Source organism: Flavobacterium pectinovorum, from assembly GCF_900142715.1.
Taxonomy (GTDB): Bacteria; Bacteroidota; Bacteroidia; order Flavobacteriales; family Flavobacteriaceae; genus Flavobacterium; species Flavobacterium pectinovorum.
Genome location: NZ_FRBX01000002.1, coordinates 479,039 through 497,731, shown reverse-complemented (window position 1 = coordinate 497,731; position 18,693 = coordinate 479,039). Strand labels below are relative to the sequence as shown.

Genomic DNA, 18,693 nt, shown 5'->3' with positions numbered 1-18,693 from the left:
TTAAGTAATAATTTTTTTAAGTTGTTTTTCTAATTCTAGTATTCCATCTGGTGTTGCCATTGCTCTGGTGTGATATTCCAAAGCTTCTAATTCTATTTCCTGAGCCTCTCTTTCAGAAATTGTATTTTCGTTAATGTGAAAAATTAAAGTGTAATAAAATTTCACATAAACCTCAATATTTATATCCGGGCGATAAAGTTTCTCGCTAATTCCTTTTTTAATATTTTCTCTAAAATACTGTGTACATTGCTCTATTTCGTGAGACAATACATTTTGATATATTTCGGGATAATGTTTTTTTAACTGATAAATAGGCGAAGTATCCATATTATTTTTAAACATGTCTCTGAACATTTCTCTGATCTCAAAATTTTCCATAATTGCATTGTAATTTTTAGCCACAATAGAATCAATTATTTCGTGTACTTGTCTGTGAACCATCGAGGTACTTTCTTCAATTAAAACCTCTTTGTTACAAAAATATTTGTAAATCGTTTTTTTTGAAATACACATTTCACCTGCAATATCATCCATCGTAACACTTTTAAAGCCTAACTTTAAAAATAAATCGCTTGCTTTTGCTATGATTTTTTCTTTCATCTTAATTTTCAAATTGCCTTACAAATATAATTCGGAAACTTTTTTAAAAAAAATAGTTTCCAATATTTTGTAATAATTTTACATTAACTTATTCATCAAATAAGAATTATATACTAAATTCCAGATTAGCGATCAGCTTAATATCTTTTCCAAGTGCCAATCCACCATTATGATTGTATGAATTATAATCCAGACCAAAATCCTGACGTTTGATATCGCCTTTAATTTCAAAAGCAACTTTTCTTTCTCCGTTATAAGAATTGATTCCAATAAATTCTGCATCAAGTTCTACAACTTTGGTTACGTCTTTTATAGTTAAATCACCTTTAAAGAAATTGATATTATTATTTACTTTTTGAAATGAAGTCGATTTAAAACTAATAATTGGATGTTCGTTTACATTAAACAAATCATTCAGTTGCAAGTGAGTATCAATTTGCTGAAAACTATCTGCCTTGTTATTTATATCTAACGAAAATTCAACCGAAGCATCTTCAATTTCATTGTCTTCAATATTTACATAACCATCGAATTTATTTTCAGTTCCTCCTAAATAAGCAAGTATAGAATGTCTCATTTTAATTAAAACATCTGATTGGCTAGAATTTATGGTCCATGTTGTTTTCATAATTATCTGATTTAATGAGTTTATAATTTACTCAAACCCGCCATGGAAACTTTTCAAGTGTTGTAAGTTTCCATTTTGAAAGTGCAAATATAAACAGGAAACTTTAAACACCAAGAAAGTTTCCAAGTTTTTTCAAAAATATTTTTAACACATTAAAAATGAGCGGCTTTAATACCCATTTTTATGGAAACTAAATTCCTTTTAAATTTTTAAAATTATAATTCACATTTGAATCGTATCTTTGAGGCTCGTTAATCAGAATTTCATTTATGCACGATATTAGTCAGTACCAGGATTTTTTTATTACTTATTTAGAAAGCCAGAGCATTACCAAAGAACCCCAAAACCTTTACGAACCTATTGAATACATTTTAGGTCTTGGCGGAAAACGCATGCGTCCTGTACTAACCTTAATGGCGGCAGAAGTATTTAATACTGATTACAAAATCGCACTTCCCGCGGCAATGGCGGTTGAGGTTTTTCATAATTTCTCGCTGGTTCACGATGACATTATGGATGATGCGCCTTTAAGAAGAGGTAAAGTAACCGTACACGAAAAATGGAATATTAATACCGGGATTTTATCCGGAGATGCCATGCTTATCCTGGCATATCAGTATTTTGAACAATACGAACCAACCGTTTTTAGGGATTTGGCAAAATTATTTAGCAAAACAGCTCTTGAAGTTTGCGAAGGACAGCAATGGGATGTTGATTTTGAAGAAAGAAACAATGTAACAATTCCCGAATATCTAAAAATGATCGAATATAAAACAGCGGTTTTAGTTGCCGCAGCCATGAAAATGGGTGCGATTGTAGCTAAAACTTCTGAAAAAGAAGCTGATTTAATTTATGATTTCGGACTCAATTTAGGTTTAGCTTTTCAATTACAAGATGACTATTTGGATGCTTTTGGAGATCCTAAAACTTTTGGAAAACAAGTTGGCGGCGATATTATTGTAAATAAAAAAACGTATTTATATCTCAAAGCTTTAGAATTTTCTTCTTCTGAAAAAGCTTCAGAATTACAAAAATTATTTAGTTTACAACTCGAAGATAATGCCGAAAAAATAGCAACTGCAAAAGCAATTTTCAACGAATCCGAAGCATCAAAAGCTACGCAGGAAGCAATTGAAATGTATACTTTTAAAGCTTTTGAGACTTTGGAAAAAATGGAAATCAACGCTGAAAAGAAAGGTATTCTTAGAACTTTTGGCGAGAATTTAATGGGAAGAAAAGTTTAAAATTTTATGCCACAGATTAAAGGATTAAAAAAGATTAATCAGTGAAAATCTTTTAATCTGTGGCTATTTTTTGCGCATAGTAAACCCGACAGGTTTTGAAAACCTGTCGGGTTTGTCATTTTAGAAAACTATAAAAAAAGTCGAAGGCTAGTTTATCCAAAAAGTTCATCCGGATCAACTAAATCCGATAATTTTTGTTTTAGATCTTCTTTTAAAATCGTTAATCCGTATTGATACGAAGCGTTCATCCAGCCGAAACCTTCTTCTGTTATATAATTAAACTCCGTTCCTACGTTTCCGTATTCTGCGAAAATTTTGTGTGAACTTATCGATAAATCAAACTTTTCGGGAATTGTTCCGTTATAATCTACGGCATTTCTGGTAATCAGCCAAAGCCATCGATACACCATTTCCTGCGCTTCTTCCTGAAAATTATAATTCAGCAAACCTTCCCACAAAAGCATTTGGTGTGGCGCCCATCCAAACGGATAATCCCATTGGCGTATTGGCGAATTTTCGTCTACAGCAGCAATTGATTCTTTGGTACTTCCTGCAATTCCGCCTTTCATTTTAAATTTTGGAAGCGTATTTTTTACCAAAATTTTAGCTTGTTCCGGCGTACTTATTTTCGCCCAAAGGGGATAAAATGTCGGGGCAGCTTCAAAAACATGTTGCTTTTCGTTTACGAAATCGTAGTCAAAATAGATTCCGTTTTCTTCATTCCAACACATTTTGTTGATTTTCTCTTTTCTCGAAGACGCTTTCGAAATCCAATATTCGCTCGAAAAAGATTTGTCTTCAAAATATTGAAATTCATTTTTAAAATATTTCTCAATCAAAAAAGCAATATCCGTTTCGTATTTATAAAGCAGACTATTAATCGCAACCGTATTTAAATTGGCACAAATTCCGACCAATCTGTTTGTGGTATCGTGACCGCTTTCACGCATACTTCGATCGTGAATAAAATATTTATCGAGTTCAGTGTCAACAACTTCTCTTTCGAGATATTTCTTTTCGAATTCTCGCGTAGACAAACCATATTTTGGCGCATATTGCTCCAGAATATCATCAAAATGTCCTTCTTCAACCTCAAACGGAAGCCCAATTCCTTCTGCTTTATAACGATTTAATCCATTTGCAGTAAGTCTTTTTCCTTCTTCCATCCAAACAGTTTGATATTCTTTTATGGCGGTTTTTAAATGTCTTTCTATCCAGAAAATATCAGGATTCGACTTTTCTAAAACATCCATTATTAAAGACGTATAAAGCGGTGGCTGCGTTCGGGTTAAATAATAACTTCGATTGGCATTAAGGATTTTTCCGTAATGATCGATTTGATATTTAAAGTTTTCGGCAATACCCAAAGCAAGCTCTATCTTATCATCAATCAAAAGTCCTTTGGCAATAAAATAACTGTCCCAACCGTACATTTCATTAAATCTTCCGCCGGGAACAACGAAAGGAACTCCGGAAATTTCATTGTTTTTTATTTGAAGTGCCAATGCTAAAATTCCCGGTTTTTTGTTCAGCGATAAAACATATTCCGGCGAAATATTTTTAGGCATTTGAACTACTTTTAATTTCGGAGTTGTTGCTTCTAATTTTTTGAAATAATCAAAAACAATTTCATCCCCAAACGGCACATATAAATACGCGATTTCATTTTCGATTTTATCATCTTCCAGAATTTTCTTTACACCAATGGCATCAATGGTTCTGGTAAGGCCTTTCCAGTATAAATCTTTTATTTTTCGTGAAATTCTTTTTACAGGGTCTTCGGTAATTTCATTCAGATCTATTTCGGCGAATTCAACGTTTTCTTTTTTGGCTAAAGCCAATTCCTGTAACAAATTCGAAAGCTGATAAGTTCCCTTAATTTCTGCTGAATTTCCGTTTTCATCGTTCAGCAAAAAACTTTTTGGACCGTTGTCATCAATCGTTATTTTTTTATCGCCGTCAGTATCTTCCTGAGCTAATAATTTTTCGATGGTTTGGGTTATATGTAATTTAAATTTCATCTTTTGCAGTTATTTTTTTAAGAATAAAAAAGGAAATCAGTAATAAAGTCATCGGGATTAATGTAAAATAAAATGCTTTTTCAGGCCCTTCATTTTTAAACAGCCAACCTGTAATTCTGGATCCTAAAGTTCCTCCAAGTGCAGAAAAAATCACAATTAATCCTGTCATGGAACTTTGCAGATTTTTAGGCAAAGCGCTCAAAACAATCGAATTTAATAACGGATAAATAGGCGCAATAAATAATCCTATTAAAGGAAAAGCAAAGCCAATTAACGGAATATCTGAAAGTGTATTGATATTTTTTACTTCTAATCCAACGGTTTTTGGAAGTACAAAAATGACCAACAGCATCGCTGAGATAATACAGAAACTCAGAACCCAAATCCAGTTTACTTTTTTGGTTACAATGCCGGCAATTAATCTTCCAATTGCTAATGAAATGGCCAAAATACTCGCCATCATAATGCTAATATTCTCAGGCAAATGCAACACTTTTGTATTGAATGTTGGCAGCCAGGAAAGAATTCCCTGCTCAATCATAACAAACAAAAACACACTAATTACAAAAATAACGGTCAGCAATTTTGCCATTAATTTGAACATTTGCAGAAAATCGTCTTTGATATTTGCGCCTGCTGAAACTTCTGCTTCTTCAAATTTTACAAAGAATAAAAACAAGAAAGAAAGGAACGATAATCCTGCTAAAAACCAATAAACATTCAACCATGAATTTGGATCGTTTTCGTTATTAAAAGCAGGAAATAAAAAATATGCCAACGCAATTCCCACCATAAAAAAACCTTCGATACTACTCATTAATGCGTTGTGTTCTTTTTTGGTTTCGGTCACGGTTCCTATCAACGAATAAACAGAAACTTTGATCAAAGCAAATGAAACTCCAACGGTGGCAAAAAGGATTTTAGCATTGTCAAATGAATTTCCAAAATACATCGAAATACAAGCCAAGGTCACCAAAGCCAAACCTGTAAGCATTGCTTTTCTATAGCCTATCCTTGGTAAAAAAGAAGCTATAAAAAACGAAACTATGGCAATTGGCATGTCTTTAAAAGCTTCTAAAATACTAGCCTGAACTTCATCAACTCCATAGTTTTTTTGTGATTTTAAAATCACAATTCCTACGCTGTTTAATAAAATAGCAAAGACGAAATAATTGAGGTAAAGTGAGATTTTGATTCCTATGTTTTTCATTTTTTATATGTCTATGCTTTGTGGTTACGTTGCGGAGACGCACTGCTGTGCGTCTCTACAATATTGTAACTTTTATATTTTTTTTAAAAATTAACGGCAACCGAAAATCTAAAGGCGCGTCCTAAAATTGGTCTTGCCATAAATACATCGCTTGCTGCAGATGTTGTTTGTCTTGGATCTCCTTCTGTTAAACCAATTTCGTTAAATAAATTGGAAGCATCAACTGCAAAACGAAGATTGTTATAGGTATAATTTAAACCTGCTCCAACTTCTTTGTAAGCCGGTAAAACTTGTCTGTTATCCTGATTCGTGAATTTTTTATCGTAATATGAAAACTGAACATAAGCCGTGAAATCTTTCGTGATATCAACTTCCGGTCTTAGGTTACAGAAAAATTTAGGGATTCTTCTGGCTGTATTTCCGTTAAAATCAAAAGTCGAACCGTCTGCATTTGTTCCGGTGAAATTATCGTATTCCGGTTTTTGAACGGTGAATGTAAAATTCAGTTTTACAAATTCATATCTGGCATTCGTCTCAACTTCAAGACCAATATTGTTTACGTCGGCAAATTTATTTTCTGAAGATCCATCAGATAAAATATCGGTGAAAGCAACGTTTTTTAAATTCATATGAAACAAATTCGCATTTACAGAGAAGAAAGAACCTGAATATTTATAACCCAATTCAAACTGATTTACTTCTGTATTTTCCAGTTTACTTAAATCGGCTGCATTGTCATAAAATGATTCTTCAATTGGTGATCTAAAACCGTGGCTGTAGCGAACATACGAAGCCATATTGTCGTTGAATTTGTAGTTTCCAGCCGCAGTATACGACCATTCGCTTACATCATATCTCCAATACGTGTAGGGATTTCCTTTTACCGTTGTCACCGCATCATCTGCCGTATTGTTATCTAAAATTCCTAAATCTTCGGCAAAAAATCTAGCGTTGTCTCTGTAACCTGAATATTTGTCTTTGTTGTATCTTAAACCTGCATTGAAGGTTAAATTATCTGTTGCTTTAATCTCAGCGTCGGCATAAATATCATTCAAAAGTCCTTTAGTTTGTGCATCTCTTTCTAACCATGTAATTCTTTCTACACCATTAAAAGTATGTTCAACTCCTGTTGTATTATCGGTAACATTCAATAATCTTGGATTGTCTGAAACGCTTACCAAATAAGAATTCCAGTTCCAGTATTGATTCGATTTCCAGTTTGAATAATAGTAACCGGCTGTTAATTGTACAGGATCTAAATCAAATGTAAAAGAGAAATTATTCGCAAAGTTGTTCATCTTTTTCTCAATGTGCCAAAGATCTGCTCTCATAATCAAAGCATTTGGATCTAGAGCCGCTCCATTATCTACATAAGAATAAGCAAGATTTCCGGCAGTTGTATTTTGGATATCTGTTGCATAAGCATCTTGTGTCCAAGGTCCGCCATTTGGAAAAATAGCGTTGTAATTCAAGTCAATTGAAGTTTGTTTGAAGGCATTTTTGAAAGTCACTTTTTCAGAGATTTTCTTTTTAAACTCCGCTCCAATCGAGTTGATTACCGGATGAGAACCATCTTCTAAATCGGCACTAAAAGTTCCACCACCATATTGAGGCACGTTTAAATGACTGAAATTTACTGAAGTCAAGGTTCCGTAATTTGGATTAAATCCATCGATTCCTTCAATTTTTCCGTTATTGCTTTTTAGCGGAATTGGCAAATAGAACGTATTTCTATCGTTAAGATGTTTGAAGTTTATTCTTAAATAATCGCTGTCGTCAAATTTATACGTGATATTTCCTTTTATTTGTCCGCCTTTATTGGCTGTAAAACCTGTGTTTCTTACACCATCATCGGCTCTATAAAATCCTCCAACGTTAAAAAACAATTTATCCTGAATTAATGCGCCCGATAAATTAAGATCTGTTCTGAACATTCCGTAATCTGAAGTCGTGAATTTGGCTCTTCCCATAAATTCATTCTGACCTGTTTTCGAAATAAAATTGATAATTCCACCCGGAGCATTGTTGGCGAAAATCGATGCAGAACCTCCACGAACCGCTTCCATTTTGCTTACCGTTTCATCCAATCTGTAAAAAGTATCTGCGTTGGCAAATTGTAGTGCGCCATCTTCAAAAACCGGCAAACCATCTTCCTGAATTTGCACATATTCATACGCTCCGGCAGAAGGAATTCCTCTTGCAAAAAGGTTATTCCCAATTTCTCCTCCAGACGCTTCTACCACAAATCCCGGAATTGTCTGCAATAAAGCTGCTGTGCTTGACGGCGCTCTGTCTTCGATTGCTTTTGCGCCCATTGTAGTGATTGCTACGCTGGATTCTAATTTCGATCTTGGCGTTGATGATCCTGTAACTACAACTTCTTTAAGGTTTTGCGATTCGCCTTCAAGCAATAAATTTACTTGTAACGACTCGCCTTCTTTTACTGTAATTTCTTTTGTATAGGTTTTGTAACCCACATTTGAGGCTTCTACAGTATAATTTCCTGCGATAACATCAGAGAAAACATAAGCACCGTTTTCATCTGTAACTGTATTTTTTCCCGTGTCTTTCAACGATACGTTTGCACCGGGAACGGTTTGTCCCGTTTCGTCTAAAACTTTTCCGGAAACTGTATTTTTTGCCTGAGCAAATACATTATTTGGAGCAAAAATCAAGCACAATAATAAAAATAGTATGCTTAAATACGAATGTTGCTGTTTCATGATTTTTTGGTTTGGTTAGTAAAGTTTTCTTTTATTGAATGTAAACTTAATTACTATTTAACTTCAATTTAAGAATTCGGAATCGAAAACGTTTTCGAAATGACCTAAAACGTTTTCGGAAGTTAATATTTTACCAATACATTTTATTTTTAGTACATTTATTTCATGAATGACACAAAACTAATTGATATTGCTTCGGCATTAGGAATTTCAGTCACAACGGTTTCAAAAGCACTAAAAGGATATACCGATATCAGTAAATCGACGCGTGCAAAAGTGATCGAAATGGCCGAAACGATGAATTATATTCCTAATTCTGTCGCCGTAAATCTTCGAACCAATGAAACCAAAACTATTGGTGTGATCATTCCTGCAACGGTTCATCATTTTTTTTCCAGCGTTTTGAATGGTATCTTGGAAGAAGCCGAAAAAAGAGGTTATCTGGTTATTATTTTACAATCAAACGAAAAATATGAACTGGAGAAAAAACAGCTTGCTTTATTGATTCAGAAACGTGTTGATGGTGTTTTAATGTCACTTTCGAATGAAACAGACGATTTCTCTCATATTAATGAAGCAATTCGGAAAAATACTCCGGTTGTTTTATTTGATAAAATTGCCAAAAGAGTGGATTGTTCCAAAGTTGTAATCAACGATGCAAAAGCGGCTTTTGATGCGGTTTCGTACCTTATTAATAAAGGGTTCAAAAAAATTGCACATTTTAGAGGTTCTTATGTTCCGCAAAATTCCATTGATCGCTTTTTAGGGTATAAAAGAGCACTTGAAGCAAACGGAATAGAATATGATTCTAAACTGGTTTACGTTTGCGACAACAATACCGATTTTGAAGACGGTTACGAAAATGCCCAGAAAATAATGAATGAGCATCCGGATATCGATGCTATTTTTGCGATCACAGATTTAGTAGCTATCGGAATTATAAAATATTTCAATGAAGCCGGGATAAAAACACCGGATCAGGTGGCTGTTTTTGGGTTTAGTAATTGGTTTATGAGTACGGTTATTTCACCTAAATTAACCACAATTGATCAGCCCGGATTTGAAATGGGACACACCGCGGTTTCTATTTTAATTGATGAAATTGCCGACATAAAAGAACATAGACCGGTTACGCATCAAATTATAGAACTTCCAACAAGAATCATAGAACGAGAATCGACCGTTAAATGATTTTTTAGTTTTAACTTTGTGCCAATCTTTAAAAAGCATCAATGTTTCCGATTCCTGAAAATACCGATATTTTATTGGCTGATGCCGAAAGTGAAAATTTATATTTAAGCTTAATTGAACAAATCAATAAGGACTTTAATCTGGCGAATGAAGGAATCGATTTTCCGTTGAGTATTTCTCCTGATGAATTAAAAATTCAGCTTCACGAAAAAATCTACCGAATGATTCAGTACAAATTTGCTGAATATTTAAATCTCCTTTATATCATTGATGTTTCTGAAATCGAAATCAAAAAACTCGATGGTTCTGATTTGGTGATTCTGGCTGAACAAGTTGCTTTTTTGATTTTAAAAAGAGAATGGCAGAAGGTTTGGTTTAGGAATCATTACAAATAAAGGTGCAAAGGCACAAAGTTGCAAAGCGACAGAGGTTTTCTCTCTTTGCGACAAGTCTTAACCATTATACAAAACTTTGAACCTTTGTTGCTCTCAACCTTTGAACCTCTCAAAAATAAACTCTCACAAAAGGCATAAATCCTGATCCATAAAGACTTTTATCGGGATCATATAATACGTCGTATCGGGCGCCGATTGTGACATTTCCGGTTCTGTAACCAGCTCCAAGATATAAAGCGGTATTCCAATAACTATCAGAAAAAGCCGGTCTGGTGACGTTGGCTTCATATCTTGTATCCACTCTTACTTGCTCTAATTCGGCGGATAATTGAAGTTCTGGAATTGGGTTTACAAGCGTAATTAAACTTCCGCCATAAACATAAGATTCATAATAGTTTTTTGAAGATAAATAACCAAATTGCAAACCAACTCCAACGGCAACAATTTCGTTAACATTGTAAATGGCACTTGGCATAACCGAAATATCAGTATATCCTGAACCAATTCCCAGACCAAGTCCGCCACCAAATTGAACTTTATCCCAAAAATTAGTAGTACTATCTACGGCTGAAATTTCCTGTGCCATTGAATAACTTGAAAACAAGACTGTCAAAATCACAAATAATGATTTGAAAACGTTTGAAATTTGATTTTTATTCATGGCTTAACACTTTTTTTAACAAATTTTTACGTAAAAGTAAGCAAAAAAAAAGATTTAAATAAATGCATTGTTGTACTTTTGCCATTCTATTTAACAAAAAGTATATTCACTAATATTATGGATAGGTTTTCATTTTTAAATGCAGCACATACAGAGTTTTTTGCACAATTATACGATCAATATTTAGTAAACCCAGACAGCGTTGAGCCAAGCTGGAGAAGTTTTTTTCAAGGTTTCGACTTTGGAATGACTACTTATAATGACGAAAATCCGGTGCAGCAAATCGTTGAGTACGTGACTAGCCCCAACACAGATTACAGTCAGGTTTCAGAAAAACTGCAAAAAGAATTCAACGTACTAAAATTAATCGATGGTTACCGTACACGTGGTCATTTGTTTACCAAAACAAATCCGGTTCGTGATCGTAGAACGTCATCTCCAACTTTAGATATCGAAAATTTCGGCTTAACATCTGCCGATCTTTCAACGGTTTTTGATGCAGCTCAGACTATCGGAATCCCGCCTTCATCACTAGAAGCTATCGTAAATCGTCTTAAAGCTATTTACTGCCAGCATATTGGTATTGAATATATGTACATTAGAAATCCTGGTGTTGTAAAATGGATTCAGGAAAAATTGGCCGTTAATGTTAATCAGCCTAATTTTTCTACAGAAGAAAAGAAAATAATCTTAAATAAATTAAACGAAGCCGTTTCTTTCGAAAACTTCCTTCATACTAAATATGTTGGTCAAAAACGTTTTTCATTAGAAGGTGGAGAATCTATCATTCCGGCTCTTGACGCTTTAATCGAACAAGCTGCTGAAAAAGGTGTTGAACAATTCGTAATGGGAATGGCTCACCGTGGTCGTTTGAACGTTTTGGCAAACATCTTTGGAAAATCTACTCAGGATATTTTTGGTGAGTTTGATGGTAAAGATTACGATCAGGAATATTTTGACGGTGACGTAAAATACCACTTAGGTCTTACGGCTGACAAAAAAACAAGATCAGGAAAAAACATCAATATCAATTTAGCACCAAACCCTTCTCACCTTGAAACGGTTGGAGCTGTAATTGAAGGAATTACAAGAGCAAAACAAGATAAATATTATGCTGACGATTTCTCTAAAGTATTACCTATCGCCGTTCACGGAGATGCTGCAATTGCAGGACAAGGTATCTTATATGAAATCATTCAGATGGCACAACTTGACGGTTACAAAACTGGAGGAACAATTCATATCGTAATTAATAATCAGGTTGGTTTTACAACGAATTATTTAGACGCACGTTCTTCTACTTATTGTACAGATGTTGCCAAAGTAACGCTTTCACCGGTATTACACGTAAATGCTGATGATGCTGAAGCTGTTGTACACGCTATGTCTTTTGCATTAGACTACAGAATGCAATTTGGACGTGACGTATTTATCGATTTATTAGGATATAGAAAATACGGTCATAACGAAGGTGATGAACCTCGTTTTACGCAACCAGTATTATATAAAATCATCGCAAAACATAAAAATCCAAGAGATATTTATGCTGAAAAATTATTGTCTGACGGCGTAATTGATGCTTCTTATGTAAATGCTTTAGAAAAAGAATACAAATCTGATTTAGAGCAGAATTTAGAAGCTTCCCGTAAAAAAGATTTGACAATTATAACGCCATTCATGAAAAACGAATGGGATGGATTTGTTCAGGTAACTGATACTCAAATGCTTCAAAAAGTTGACACTACTTTTGATAAAAAAGGATTAGATTCTATCATCAAAACAATTTCAACATTACCGGAAGACAAGAAGTTCATCAATAAAATAAGTAAAATTGTTACAGACAGAAAAGCCGGATACGACAATAATACTATCGATTGGGGAACTGCAGAAGCACTTGCTTACGGTTCACTTTTAACAGAAGGATTTGATGTTCGTATTTCAGGTCAGGACGTTGAGCGTGGTACGTTCTCTCACCGTCATGCTGTTGTTAAAGTTGAAGATTCTGAAGAAGAAGTAATCTTATTAGATGCAATCGAAAACAAAAAAGGAAAATTCGGCGTATTCAATTCACTTTTATCTGAATATGGTGTTCTTGGTTTTGATTACGGATATGCATTAGCAAATCCAAACGCATTAACAATTTGGGAAGCACAATTTGGAGATTTCTCTAACGGAGCCCAAATTATGATTGACCAATATATTTCATGTGGTGAAGACAAATGGAACAACCAAAATGGTATTGTTTTATTATTACCTCACGGATATGAAGGACAAGGTGCAGAACACTCTTCTGCAAGAATGGAGCGTTATTTACAACTTTGTGCAAGACAAAACATGTATGTTGCAGATTGTACAACGCCAGCCAACTTTTTTCACTTGTTGAGAAGACAAATGAAAACAAACTTCCGTAAACCTTTGGTAGTTTTCTCTCCAAAAAGTTTATTGCGTGATCCAAGATGTGTGTCTACAGCTGAAGAATTAGCAACAGGAAGTTTCCAGGAAACAATTGATGATAATACAGTAGATAAAAAGAAAGTAAAAACTTTAGTTTTCTGTACTGGTAAATTCTATTATGACATCGTTGCAGAAAGAGAAATCAACGGAAGAAAAGACGTTGCCGTTGTTCGTATCGAGCAATTATTCCCTTTACCTGTTGAACAATTAAAAGAAATCATTGCAAAATATCCAAATGCTGATGATTATGTTTGGGCTCAGGAAGAACCTAAAAATATGGGGGCTTACAGCTTTATGTTAATGAACTTTGATCTTGTAAAATGGAGATTGGCTTCATTAAAAGCTTATGCTGCTCCGGCTTCAGGAAGTTATACAAGAGCTAAACGTCGTCATGCAGATGCGATTAGAATGGTATTCGATAAAAATTTATTCAGATAAAAAATTAGTTTAACGTTTAAAGCTTAGAGTTAGACCAAACACTTTTACGCCTTAAACAATATAAACCTTAAACAAAAACAAAGATGATTTTAGAAATGAAAGTCCCATCACCAGGGGAGTCAATAAAAGAAGTTGAAATTGCAACTTGGTTAGTAAAAGACGGAGATTATGTAGAAAAAGATCAAGCCATTGCTGAAGTTGATTCAGATAAAGCTACTCTTGAATTGCCTGCTGAAATGAGCGGAATTATTACGTTAAAAGCTGAAGAAGGTGATACAGTTGCAGTAGGAGCTGTCGTTTGTTTAATTGATACAGATGCAGCAAAACCTGCAGGTGACGCAGCAGCTCCGGCGGCTGAAGCACCAAAAGCTGAGGCTCCGAAAGCTGAAGTAAAAGCTGAAGCTCCAAAAGCAGCTCCGGTTCAGGCTCCGGCAGCAACAAGTTATGCAGCTGGAACTCCATCTCCTGCAGCAAGAAAAATATTAGACGAAAAAAACATAGCACCTGCAACAGTTTCAGGAACTGGTAAAGGTGGAAGAATCACTAAAGATGATGCTGTAAATGCAGTACCTTCTATGGGAACTCCAACTGGTGGAAGCCGTGGAAGTGAGCGTACAAAATTATCAATGTTACGTCGTAAAGTAGCGGAGAGATTAGTTTCGGCAAAAAACGAAACTGCTATGCTTACTACTTTCAACGAAGTAAACATGACGCCAATCAACCAAATTCGTAACGAATACAAAGATGCTTTCAAAGCAAAACATGGTGGTTTAGGTTTAGGTTTCATGTCATTCTTTACAAAAGCAGTTACAAGAGCTTTACAATTATATCCAGATGTTAACTCAATGATGGATGGTGATTACAAAATTGCTTACGATTTTGCTGACATCTCAATCGCAGTTTCGGGACCAAAAGGATTAATGGTTCCTGTTGTTCGTAATGCTGAATTATTAACTTTCCGCGGAATTGAAGCTGAAATTAAAAGATTAGCACTTAGAGCTCGTGACGGTCAAATTACTGTTGATGATATGACAGGTGGAACTTTCACGATTACAAACGGTGGTGTTTTCGGATCTATGTTATCTACACCAATCATCAACCCTCCTCAGTCAGGAATTTTAGGAATGCACAACATTATCGAGCGTCCGATTGCTGTAAACGGTAAAGTTGAAATTCACCCAATGATGTATGTTGCTCTTTCTTATGACCACAGAATTATTGACGGACGTGAGTCTGTTGGTTTCTTAGTGGCTGTAAAAGAAGCTTTAGAAAATCCATTAGAATTATTAATGAATGGCGATGCTAAGCGTGCTTTAGAATTGTAATATTTAATATTTTTTAATTTATATCAAAAACCTGCTCTTTAATTTGAGCAGGTTTTTTTTATGTTTTAAATTATTTCAAGAATCTTACTTAGAATAAATAAAAATAATTTGCTTTGTTTGGATTCTTAACTTAGATTTGCGCTATTAAAATCTATTCTAAATAACCTCTGATTTTTTAAATCATTAAGAATTATGATAACAATAGCAAGTCTTATCGTTTTTTTAGCTTTTTATACTTTGTACTACACCTCAAAAAGAGCGGCTTTATCGTATGATTTAGGTTTTGAAAAATGGATGAAGAACAATCCGAAGCAAACCAAAATCACAGGTCTTGGTTTACTTTTAATCGCTTATGCATTTTGGTTATTTACACAATCTTTAGGCTGCGGAACTTTAATGTTCTTTATTCAGTTAATGACAATTGGAAGTTTGATTATCATTTTAACTCCATTAAAAAAAGTAAGTTCTAAAGCACTATTGGCATTATTTGTAATTGTTGCGTTATTAGAAATCTATTACAACTAAACATTCCTCACTTATATGCCTGCTAATCCTAAATATTTAACCCAATCTAAGTGGCAACGATTTGCCAAAATCACAGCTGCTATTTTAGGTGGTTATTTTGTTTCTGTTACTTTTCATCTGGCTTTGGCATCCTGGTTTAATCGCGCCAATGTTTTAATGACAATGGCTTTTAGCGGTTTCATACTTTGGGTAGCACTTATGGTAGTTGCCTTTTTAGCAAAAAGCGGATGGAAAATCTGGGGAATTTACATACTTCTTACCTTAGTTTTTTCTCTTTTTATTTATTTAGGCCAAACCTATAATCCAACCGCACAATAACATGAGTAACCGTAATTACAATATCTATTTTCATACACATACCGTAAGCGGAATCGTTATTAGTGTAGTTCTTTTTGTGATTTTCTTCGCAGGATCTTTTTCTTTTTTTAGAGATGAAATCATCAATTGGGAAAGAAGCGAATCTACTGCAAATACAAAAGAAATTCAATTAAATTACAGCACAGCTTTAGATACACTTGACAAAAAATATGTTTTACACGGAAGAAACATTACGATTTCTAAACCAAGTACCGAAAGAAGAGTTGCCATTTATTTAGAAGGTACCAAAGATACTTTGGCTCCAGCCAAACAAAAAGAGGGAACATTTTTTTATCTGGACACTCAAAATTACAAGTCATTCACTTATGAAGAATCTTATTCTTTAGGTGAATTTTTATACCGTTTGCACTTTTTAGCGCAAATACCTTATCCTGTTGGGTATTATCTTTCAGGATTTATTGCTTTATTCTTTCTATTTGCAATTATAACGGGTGTTTTATTACATTGGAAAAAAATTGTATCCAACTTTTATGTTTTCCGCCCAAAGGAAAAATTAAAAACATTATGGACAGATGCTCACACAGCATTAGGAATGATTGGTTTACCTTTTCAGTTTGTATATGCCGTAACAGGAGCTTTTTTTATGATTAAACTTTTGATTGTTGCTCCGGCTGTAATGGCTTTATACAAAGGCGATCAGGATAAATTATATAAGGAATTAGAATATAAAGACCCTGAGTATAAATTTGATAATAAAAAATTAGCAACTCCTTTTAATATCGATCAGTTGGTTGCAAAAGCAAAAAGCAATTGGTCAGATTTTGAAATTACACGTGTTTTCATCCAAAATTATGGTGATGCGAATATGCATGTTGTTGTAGAAGGTGAAATGCCACACGATAAAAAATTCACAGGAGTTGGAAAAGTAGTTTACCGTATCGCTGATGGAAAAGAAATCGCCAGAAAAAATCCTATTACGCAAAACAATTATTTAGATGTTGTAAAAAACGTATTGTACCGAATTCATTATGGTGATTACGGAGGTTATCCATTAAAAATTGTGAGTTTCATTTTAGGAATTATTACTTGTTTTGTAATCATTTCAGGCGTTATGATTTGGCTGGTTGCAAGACAAAAAAACAATATGCCCGAAAAGAAAAGACGATTCAATGCTGCGGTTGTTCGTATTTATTTGGCTATTTGTTTAAGTATGTACCCTATAACTGCCTTGGCTTTTATTGCTGCTAAAGTTTTTCATCCATTAAGTCAATCTAATTTATTTACACTTTATTTTGGCGGATGGCTGTTGCTTGCGGTCTTTTTTATCATTAAAAAGAATGATGACTTCACGAATAAATTTTGCCTGATTTCAGGAAGTATTTTAGGATTTTTAATTCCAATTGCAAATGGAATTGTTTCCGGCGATTGGTTTTGGAATTCGTTTATAGAAAATCATATTCAGGTTTTCGTTATAGATGTTTTTTGGATTGTTCTGGCTTCGATATCGCTTTATGTTGCTTATCATTTAAAACCTAAAACTGTCACAAAAAGCTAAAAACACTACAAATTATTTGCCCCTTATGGATTAACCGTATACATTTACGGTTTTATTCAAAAATGGGATTCAAAACGAAAATACGTTTTCTACATAAATGGCTCGGATTAATTTCCGGGCTTATTGTTTTTATTGTCAGCATTACCGGCTGTATTTTTTGTTTTCATGACGAAATAAAAGATATTACACGAAAAGAATGGCGTTTGGTAGAACCTCAAAACAAACCCTTTTTAATGCCTTCGGTTCTACAGGAAAAAGCCAAAGCAATTCTTCCGAATTACAAATCAAGCATGGTTTCTTATTATGGTAAAAATCGATCTGCAATTGTTTATACCTATTCTGATACCGAAAATTTATATCTGTACTTTAATCCATACACCGGAAAATATTTAAAAACAGAAAATCCGGAAACCGACTTTTTTATTATTGTCGAATACATTCATTTGTATTTGCTTCTGCCTGATTATATTGGCAAACATATTGTTGGTGGCGCAACAATCATCTTTATTATTTTACTTATAACGGGAATAATTCAATGGTGGCCAAAACGAAAAAGTGATATTAAAAGAAGCTTCTCCGTAAAATGGTCGGCCAAATGGCGTCGTGTAAACTACGATTGGCACAATACATCGGGGTTTTACATTTCGATTATCGCCGTTATTATTGCTATTACGGGTTTAACTTTTACTTATGAATGGGTTGGTGATGGAATTTACAAAACTTTCAATTTTGGCGGAGATAAAGCTTTAGAAACAAAAGCACCAACAATAGACACAACAAAATTCAAAGCAAATAAAATGATTGCTACCGATCGTGCTTTTATGCAAACCATGAAGTTGCAGCCAACAGCCGAAATGTTTTATGTAACTACTCCGCAACAAAAAGGCGATATTATTAATACCGGAGCTTACCCGCATACTTTGCGATACGATCATCAAACGAATTATTATTTTCATCCTGAAAACGGAAAACTAATACAAAGTGAACCTTACGATAAAAAAACTTTAGGTTTACAGGTAGTCGAAATGAATTACGGAATTCACACCGGACAAATTTTAGATTTACCGGGAAAAATTATTGCTTTTACAGCAAGTTTAATTGCAGCAGCTTTGCCTGTAACGGGCTTTGTAATTTGGTACGGACGAAGAAAAAAGAGCTGTAAAAAATTGAAGGCATAAAAAAACCGCTTAATGCTAAATATTGTGGAGAAACATTAAAAATTTTACACTCCTTAATTATTTTTTAACGCAGAGAACACAAAGTTTTTTCGCAGAGTTCGCTAAGATGTAAGTTGTCTTTACACAATCGAAGTTCGCAAAGCTTTGTGAACTTTGTGTTTTTACTAAACTTAATATATTCAAAAAACTTTGCGTTCTCTGTGGTAATTTTTTTTCTCTCTCCAATC

Annotated in this window: 15 protein-coding genes; 9 read left to right on the top strand and 6 right to left on the bottom strand. The window is 34.1% G+C overall.

The annotated features are described in order from the left end of the window. The gene (locus tag BUE22_RS08730; protein WP_073394606.1) at positions 1-600 is read right to left on the bottom strand and encodes a TetR/AcrR family transcriptional regulator; all 600 of its coding nucleotides are present in this window, start codon (positions 598-600) and stop codon (positions 1-3) included. Positions 601-706: 106 nt separating this feature from the next. Continuing rightward, positions 707-1,228: a YceI family protein gene (locus BUE22_RS08725; RefSeq protein ID WP_042563274.1), complete on the bottom strand. Its 522-nt coding sequence runs from the start codon at positions 1,226-1,228 to the stop codon at positions 707-709. A 269-nt stretch (positions 1,229-1,497) separates the two neighbouring features. Here BUE22_RS08725 and BUE22_RS08720 point away from each other — a divergent pair, with 269 nt between their 5' ends. Further along, positions 1,498-2,472 (top strand): polyprenyl synthetase family protein, encoded by a 975-nt coding sequence (locus BUE22_RS08720; RefSeq protein WP_073394605.1) that lies wholly within the window; start codon positions 1,498-1,500, stop codon positions 2,470-2,472. 152 nt (positions 2,473-2,624) lie between these two features. Here the strand turns inward: BUE22_RS08720 and BUE22_RS08715 are convergent, their stop codons facing one another. From BUE22_RS08715 to BUE22_RS08705, 3 genes are all read right to left on the bottom strand, one after another. Further along, on the bottom strand, positions 2,625-4,493 hold the full coding sequence (locus BUE22_RS08715; protein WP_073394604.1) for an alpha,alpha-trehalase: 1,869 nt from the start codon (positions 4,491-4,493) through the stop codon (positions 2,625-2,627). Beyond that, positions 4,483-5,703, bottom strand: coding sequence for an MFS transporter (locus tag BUE22_RS08710; protein ID WP_073394603.1), 1,221 nt, complete (start codon positions 5,701-5,703; stop codon positions 4,483-4,485). Before BUE22_RS08710 ends, BUE22_RS08715 begins: the two co-directional genes overlap by 11 nt. Before the next feature lie 83 nt (positions 5,704-5,786). Next, positions 5,787-8,426, bottom strand: a complete 2,640-nt coding sequence (locus BUE22_RS08705) for a TonB-dependent receptor (RefSeq protein WP_073394602.1) — start codon at positions 8,424-8,426, stop codon at positions 5,787-5,789. A gap of 165 nt (positions 8,427-8,591) precedes the next feature. Between BUE22_RS08705 and BUE22_RS08700 the strand changes: the two genes are divergently transcribed. Continuing rightward, positions 8,592-9,617: a LacI family DNA-binding transcriptional regulator gene (locus BUE22_RS08700; protein ID WP_073394601.1), complete on the top strand. Its 1,026-nt coding sequence runs from the start codon at positions 8,592-8,594 to the stop codon at positions 9,615-9,617. Between the two features lie 41 nt (positions 9,618-9,658). Further along, positions 9,659-10,012, top strand: coding sequence for a hypothetical protein (locus BUE22_RS08695; RefSeq protein ID WP_073394600.1), 354 nt, complete (start codon positions 9,659-9,661; stop codon positions 10,010-10,012). 109 nt (positions 10,013-10,121) lie between these two features. Here the strand turns inward: BUE22_RS08695 and BUE22_RS08690 are convergent, their stop codons facing one another. Continuing rightward, positions 10,122-10,673, bottom strand: coding sequence for a hypothetical protein (locus BUE22_RS08690; RefSeq protein WP_073394599.1), 552 nt, complete (start codon positions 10,671-10,673; stop codon positions 10,122-10,124). A gap of 117 nt (positions 10,674-10,790) precedes the next feature. Between BUE22_RS08690 and BUE22_RS08685 the strand changes: the two genes are divergently transcribed. The 6 genes from BUE22_RS08685 to BUE22_RS08660 all read left to right on the top strand — a co-directional run bounded on the left by BUE22_RS08685 (position 10,791) and on the right by BUE22_RS08660 (position 18,466). Next, the gene (locus BUE22_RS08685) at positions 10,791-13,565 is read left to right on the top strand and encodes a 2-oxoglutarate dehydrogenase E1 component (RefSeq protein WP_073394598.1); all 2,775 of its coding nucleotides are present in this window, start codon (positions 10,791-10,793) and stop codon (positions 13,563-13,565) included. 83 nt (positions 13,566-13,648) lie between these two features. Further along, entirely contained in the window at positions 13,649-14,890 is a 1,242-nt protein-coding gene (gene odhB, locus BUE22_RS08680) for a 2-oxoglutarate dehydrogenase complex dihydrolipoyllysine-residue succinyltransferase (RefSeq protein ID WP_073394597.1), read from the top strand. 192 nt (positions 14,891-15,082) lie between these two features. Next, positions 15,083-15,415 carry a hypothetical protein gene (locus BUE22_RS08675; RefSeq protein ID WP_073394596.1) on the top strand — a complete coding sequence of 111 codons (333 nt, stop codon included), beginning with the start codon at positions 15,083-15,085 and terminating at the stop codon, positions 15,413-15,415. 15 nt (positions 15,416-15,430) lie between these two features. Beyond that, a complete protein-coding gene (locus BUE22_RS08670; RefSeq protein WP_042563263.1) occupies positions 15,431-15,733 on the top strand; it encodes a hypothetical protein in 303 nt (100 codons plus the stop codon). Position 15,734: 1 nt separating this feature from the next. Further along, positions 15,735-17,288, top strand: a complete 1,554-nt coding sequence (locus tag BUE22_RS08665; protein ID WP_073394595.1) for a PepSY-associated TM helix domain-containing protein — start codon at positions 15,735-15,737, stop codon at positions 17,286-17,288. Positions 17,289-17,350: 62 nt separating this feature from the next. Then, positions 17,351-18,466, top strand: coding sequence for a PepSY-associated TM helix domain-containing protein (locus BUE22_RS08660; RefSeq protein ID WP_073394594.1), 1,116 nt, complete (start codon positions 17,351-17,353; stop codon positions 18,464-18,466). Positions 18,467-18,693: the final 227 nt, after the last annotated feature.

What these genes read in the sequence shown, in the direction of transcription:
- BUE22_RS08675 (WP_073394596.1), top strand. Translation starts at nt 15,083, where the DNA reads ATGATAACAATAGCAAGTCTTATCGTTTTTTTAGCTTTTTATACTTTG.
- BUE22_RS08730 (WP_073394606.1), bottom strand. Translation starts at nt 600, where the DNA reads ATGAAAGAAAAAATCATAGCAAAAGCAAGCGATTTATTTTTAAAGTTA.
- BUE22_RS08690 (WP_073394599.1), bottom strand. Translation starts at nt 10,673, where the DNA reads ATGAATAAAAATCAAATTTCAAACGTTTTCAAATCATTATTTGTGATT.
- BUE22_RS08670 (WP_042563263.1), top strand. Translation starts at nt 15,431, where the DNA reads ATGCCTGCTAATCCTAAATATTTAACCCAATCTAAGTGGCAACGATTT.
- BUE22_RS08665 (WP_073394595.1), top strand. Translation starts at nt 15,735, where the DNA reads ATGAGTAACCGTAATTACAATATCTATTTTCATACACATACCGTAAGC.
- odhB (WP_073394597.1), top strand. Translation starts at nt 13,649, where the DNA reads ATGATTTTAGAAATGAAAGTCCCATCACCAGGGGAGTCAATAAAAGAA.
- BUE22_RS08660 (WP_073394594.1), top strand. Translation starts at nt 17,351, where the DNA reads ATGGGATTCAAAACGAAAATACGTTTTCTACATAAATGGCTCGGATTA.
- BUE22_RS08715 (WP_073394604.1), bottom strand. Translation starts at nt 4,493, where the DNA reads ATGAAATTTAAATTACATATAACCCAAACCATCGAAAAATTATTAGCT.
- BUE22_RS08700 (WP_073394601.1), top strand. Translation starts at nt 8,592, where the DNA reads ATGAATGACACAAAACTAATTGATATTGCTTCGGCATTAGGAATTTCA.
- BUE22_RS08695 (WP_073394600.1), top strand. Translation starts at nt 9,659, where the DNA reads ATGTTTCCGATTCCTGAAAATACCGATATTTTATTGGCTGATGCCGAA.
- BUE22_RS08720 (WP_073394605.1), top strand. Translation starts at nt 1,498, where the DNA reads ATGCACGATATTAGTCAGTACCAGGATTTTTTTATTACTTATTTAGAA.
- BUE22_RS08725 (WP_042563274.1), bottom strand. Translation starts at nt 1,228, where the DNA reads ATGAAAACAACATGGACCATAAATTCTAGCCAATCAGATGTTTTAATT.
- BUE22_RS08685 (WP_073394598.1), top strand. Translation starts at nt 10,791, where the DNA reads ATGGATAGGTTTTCATTTTTAAATGCAGCACATACAGAGTTTTTTGCA.
- BUE22_RS08705 (WP_073394602.1), bottom strand. Translation starts at nt 8,426, where the DNA reads ATGAAACAGCAACATTCGTATTTAAGCATACTATTTTTATTATTGTGC.
- BUE22_RS08710 (WP_073394603.1), bottom strand. Translation starts at nt 5,703, where the DNA reads ATGAAAAACATAGGAATCAAAATCTCACTTTACCTCAATTATTTCGTC.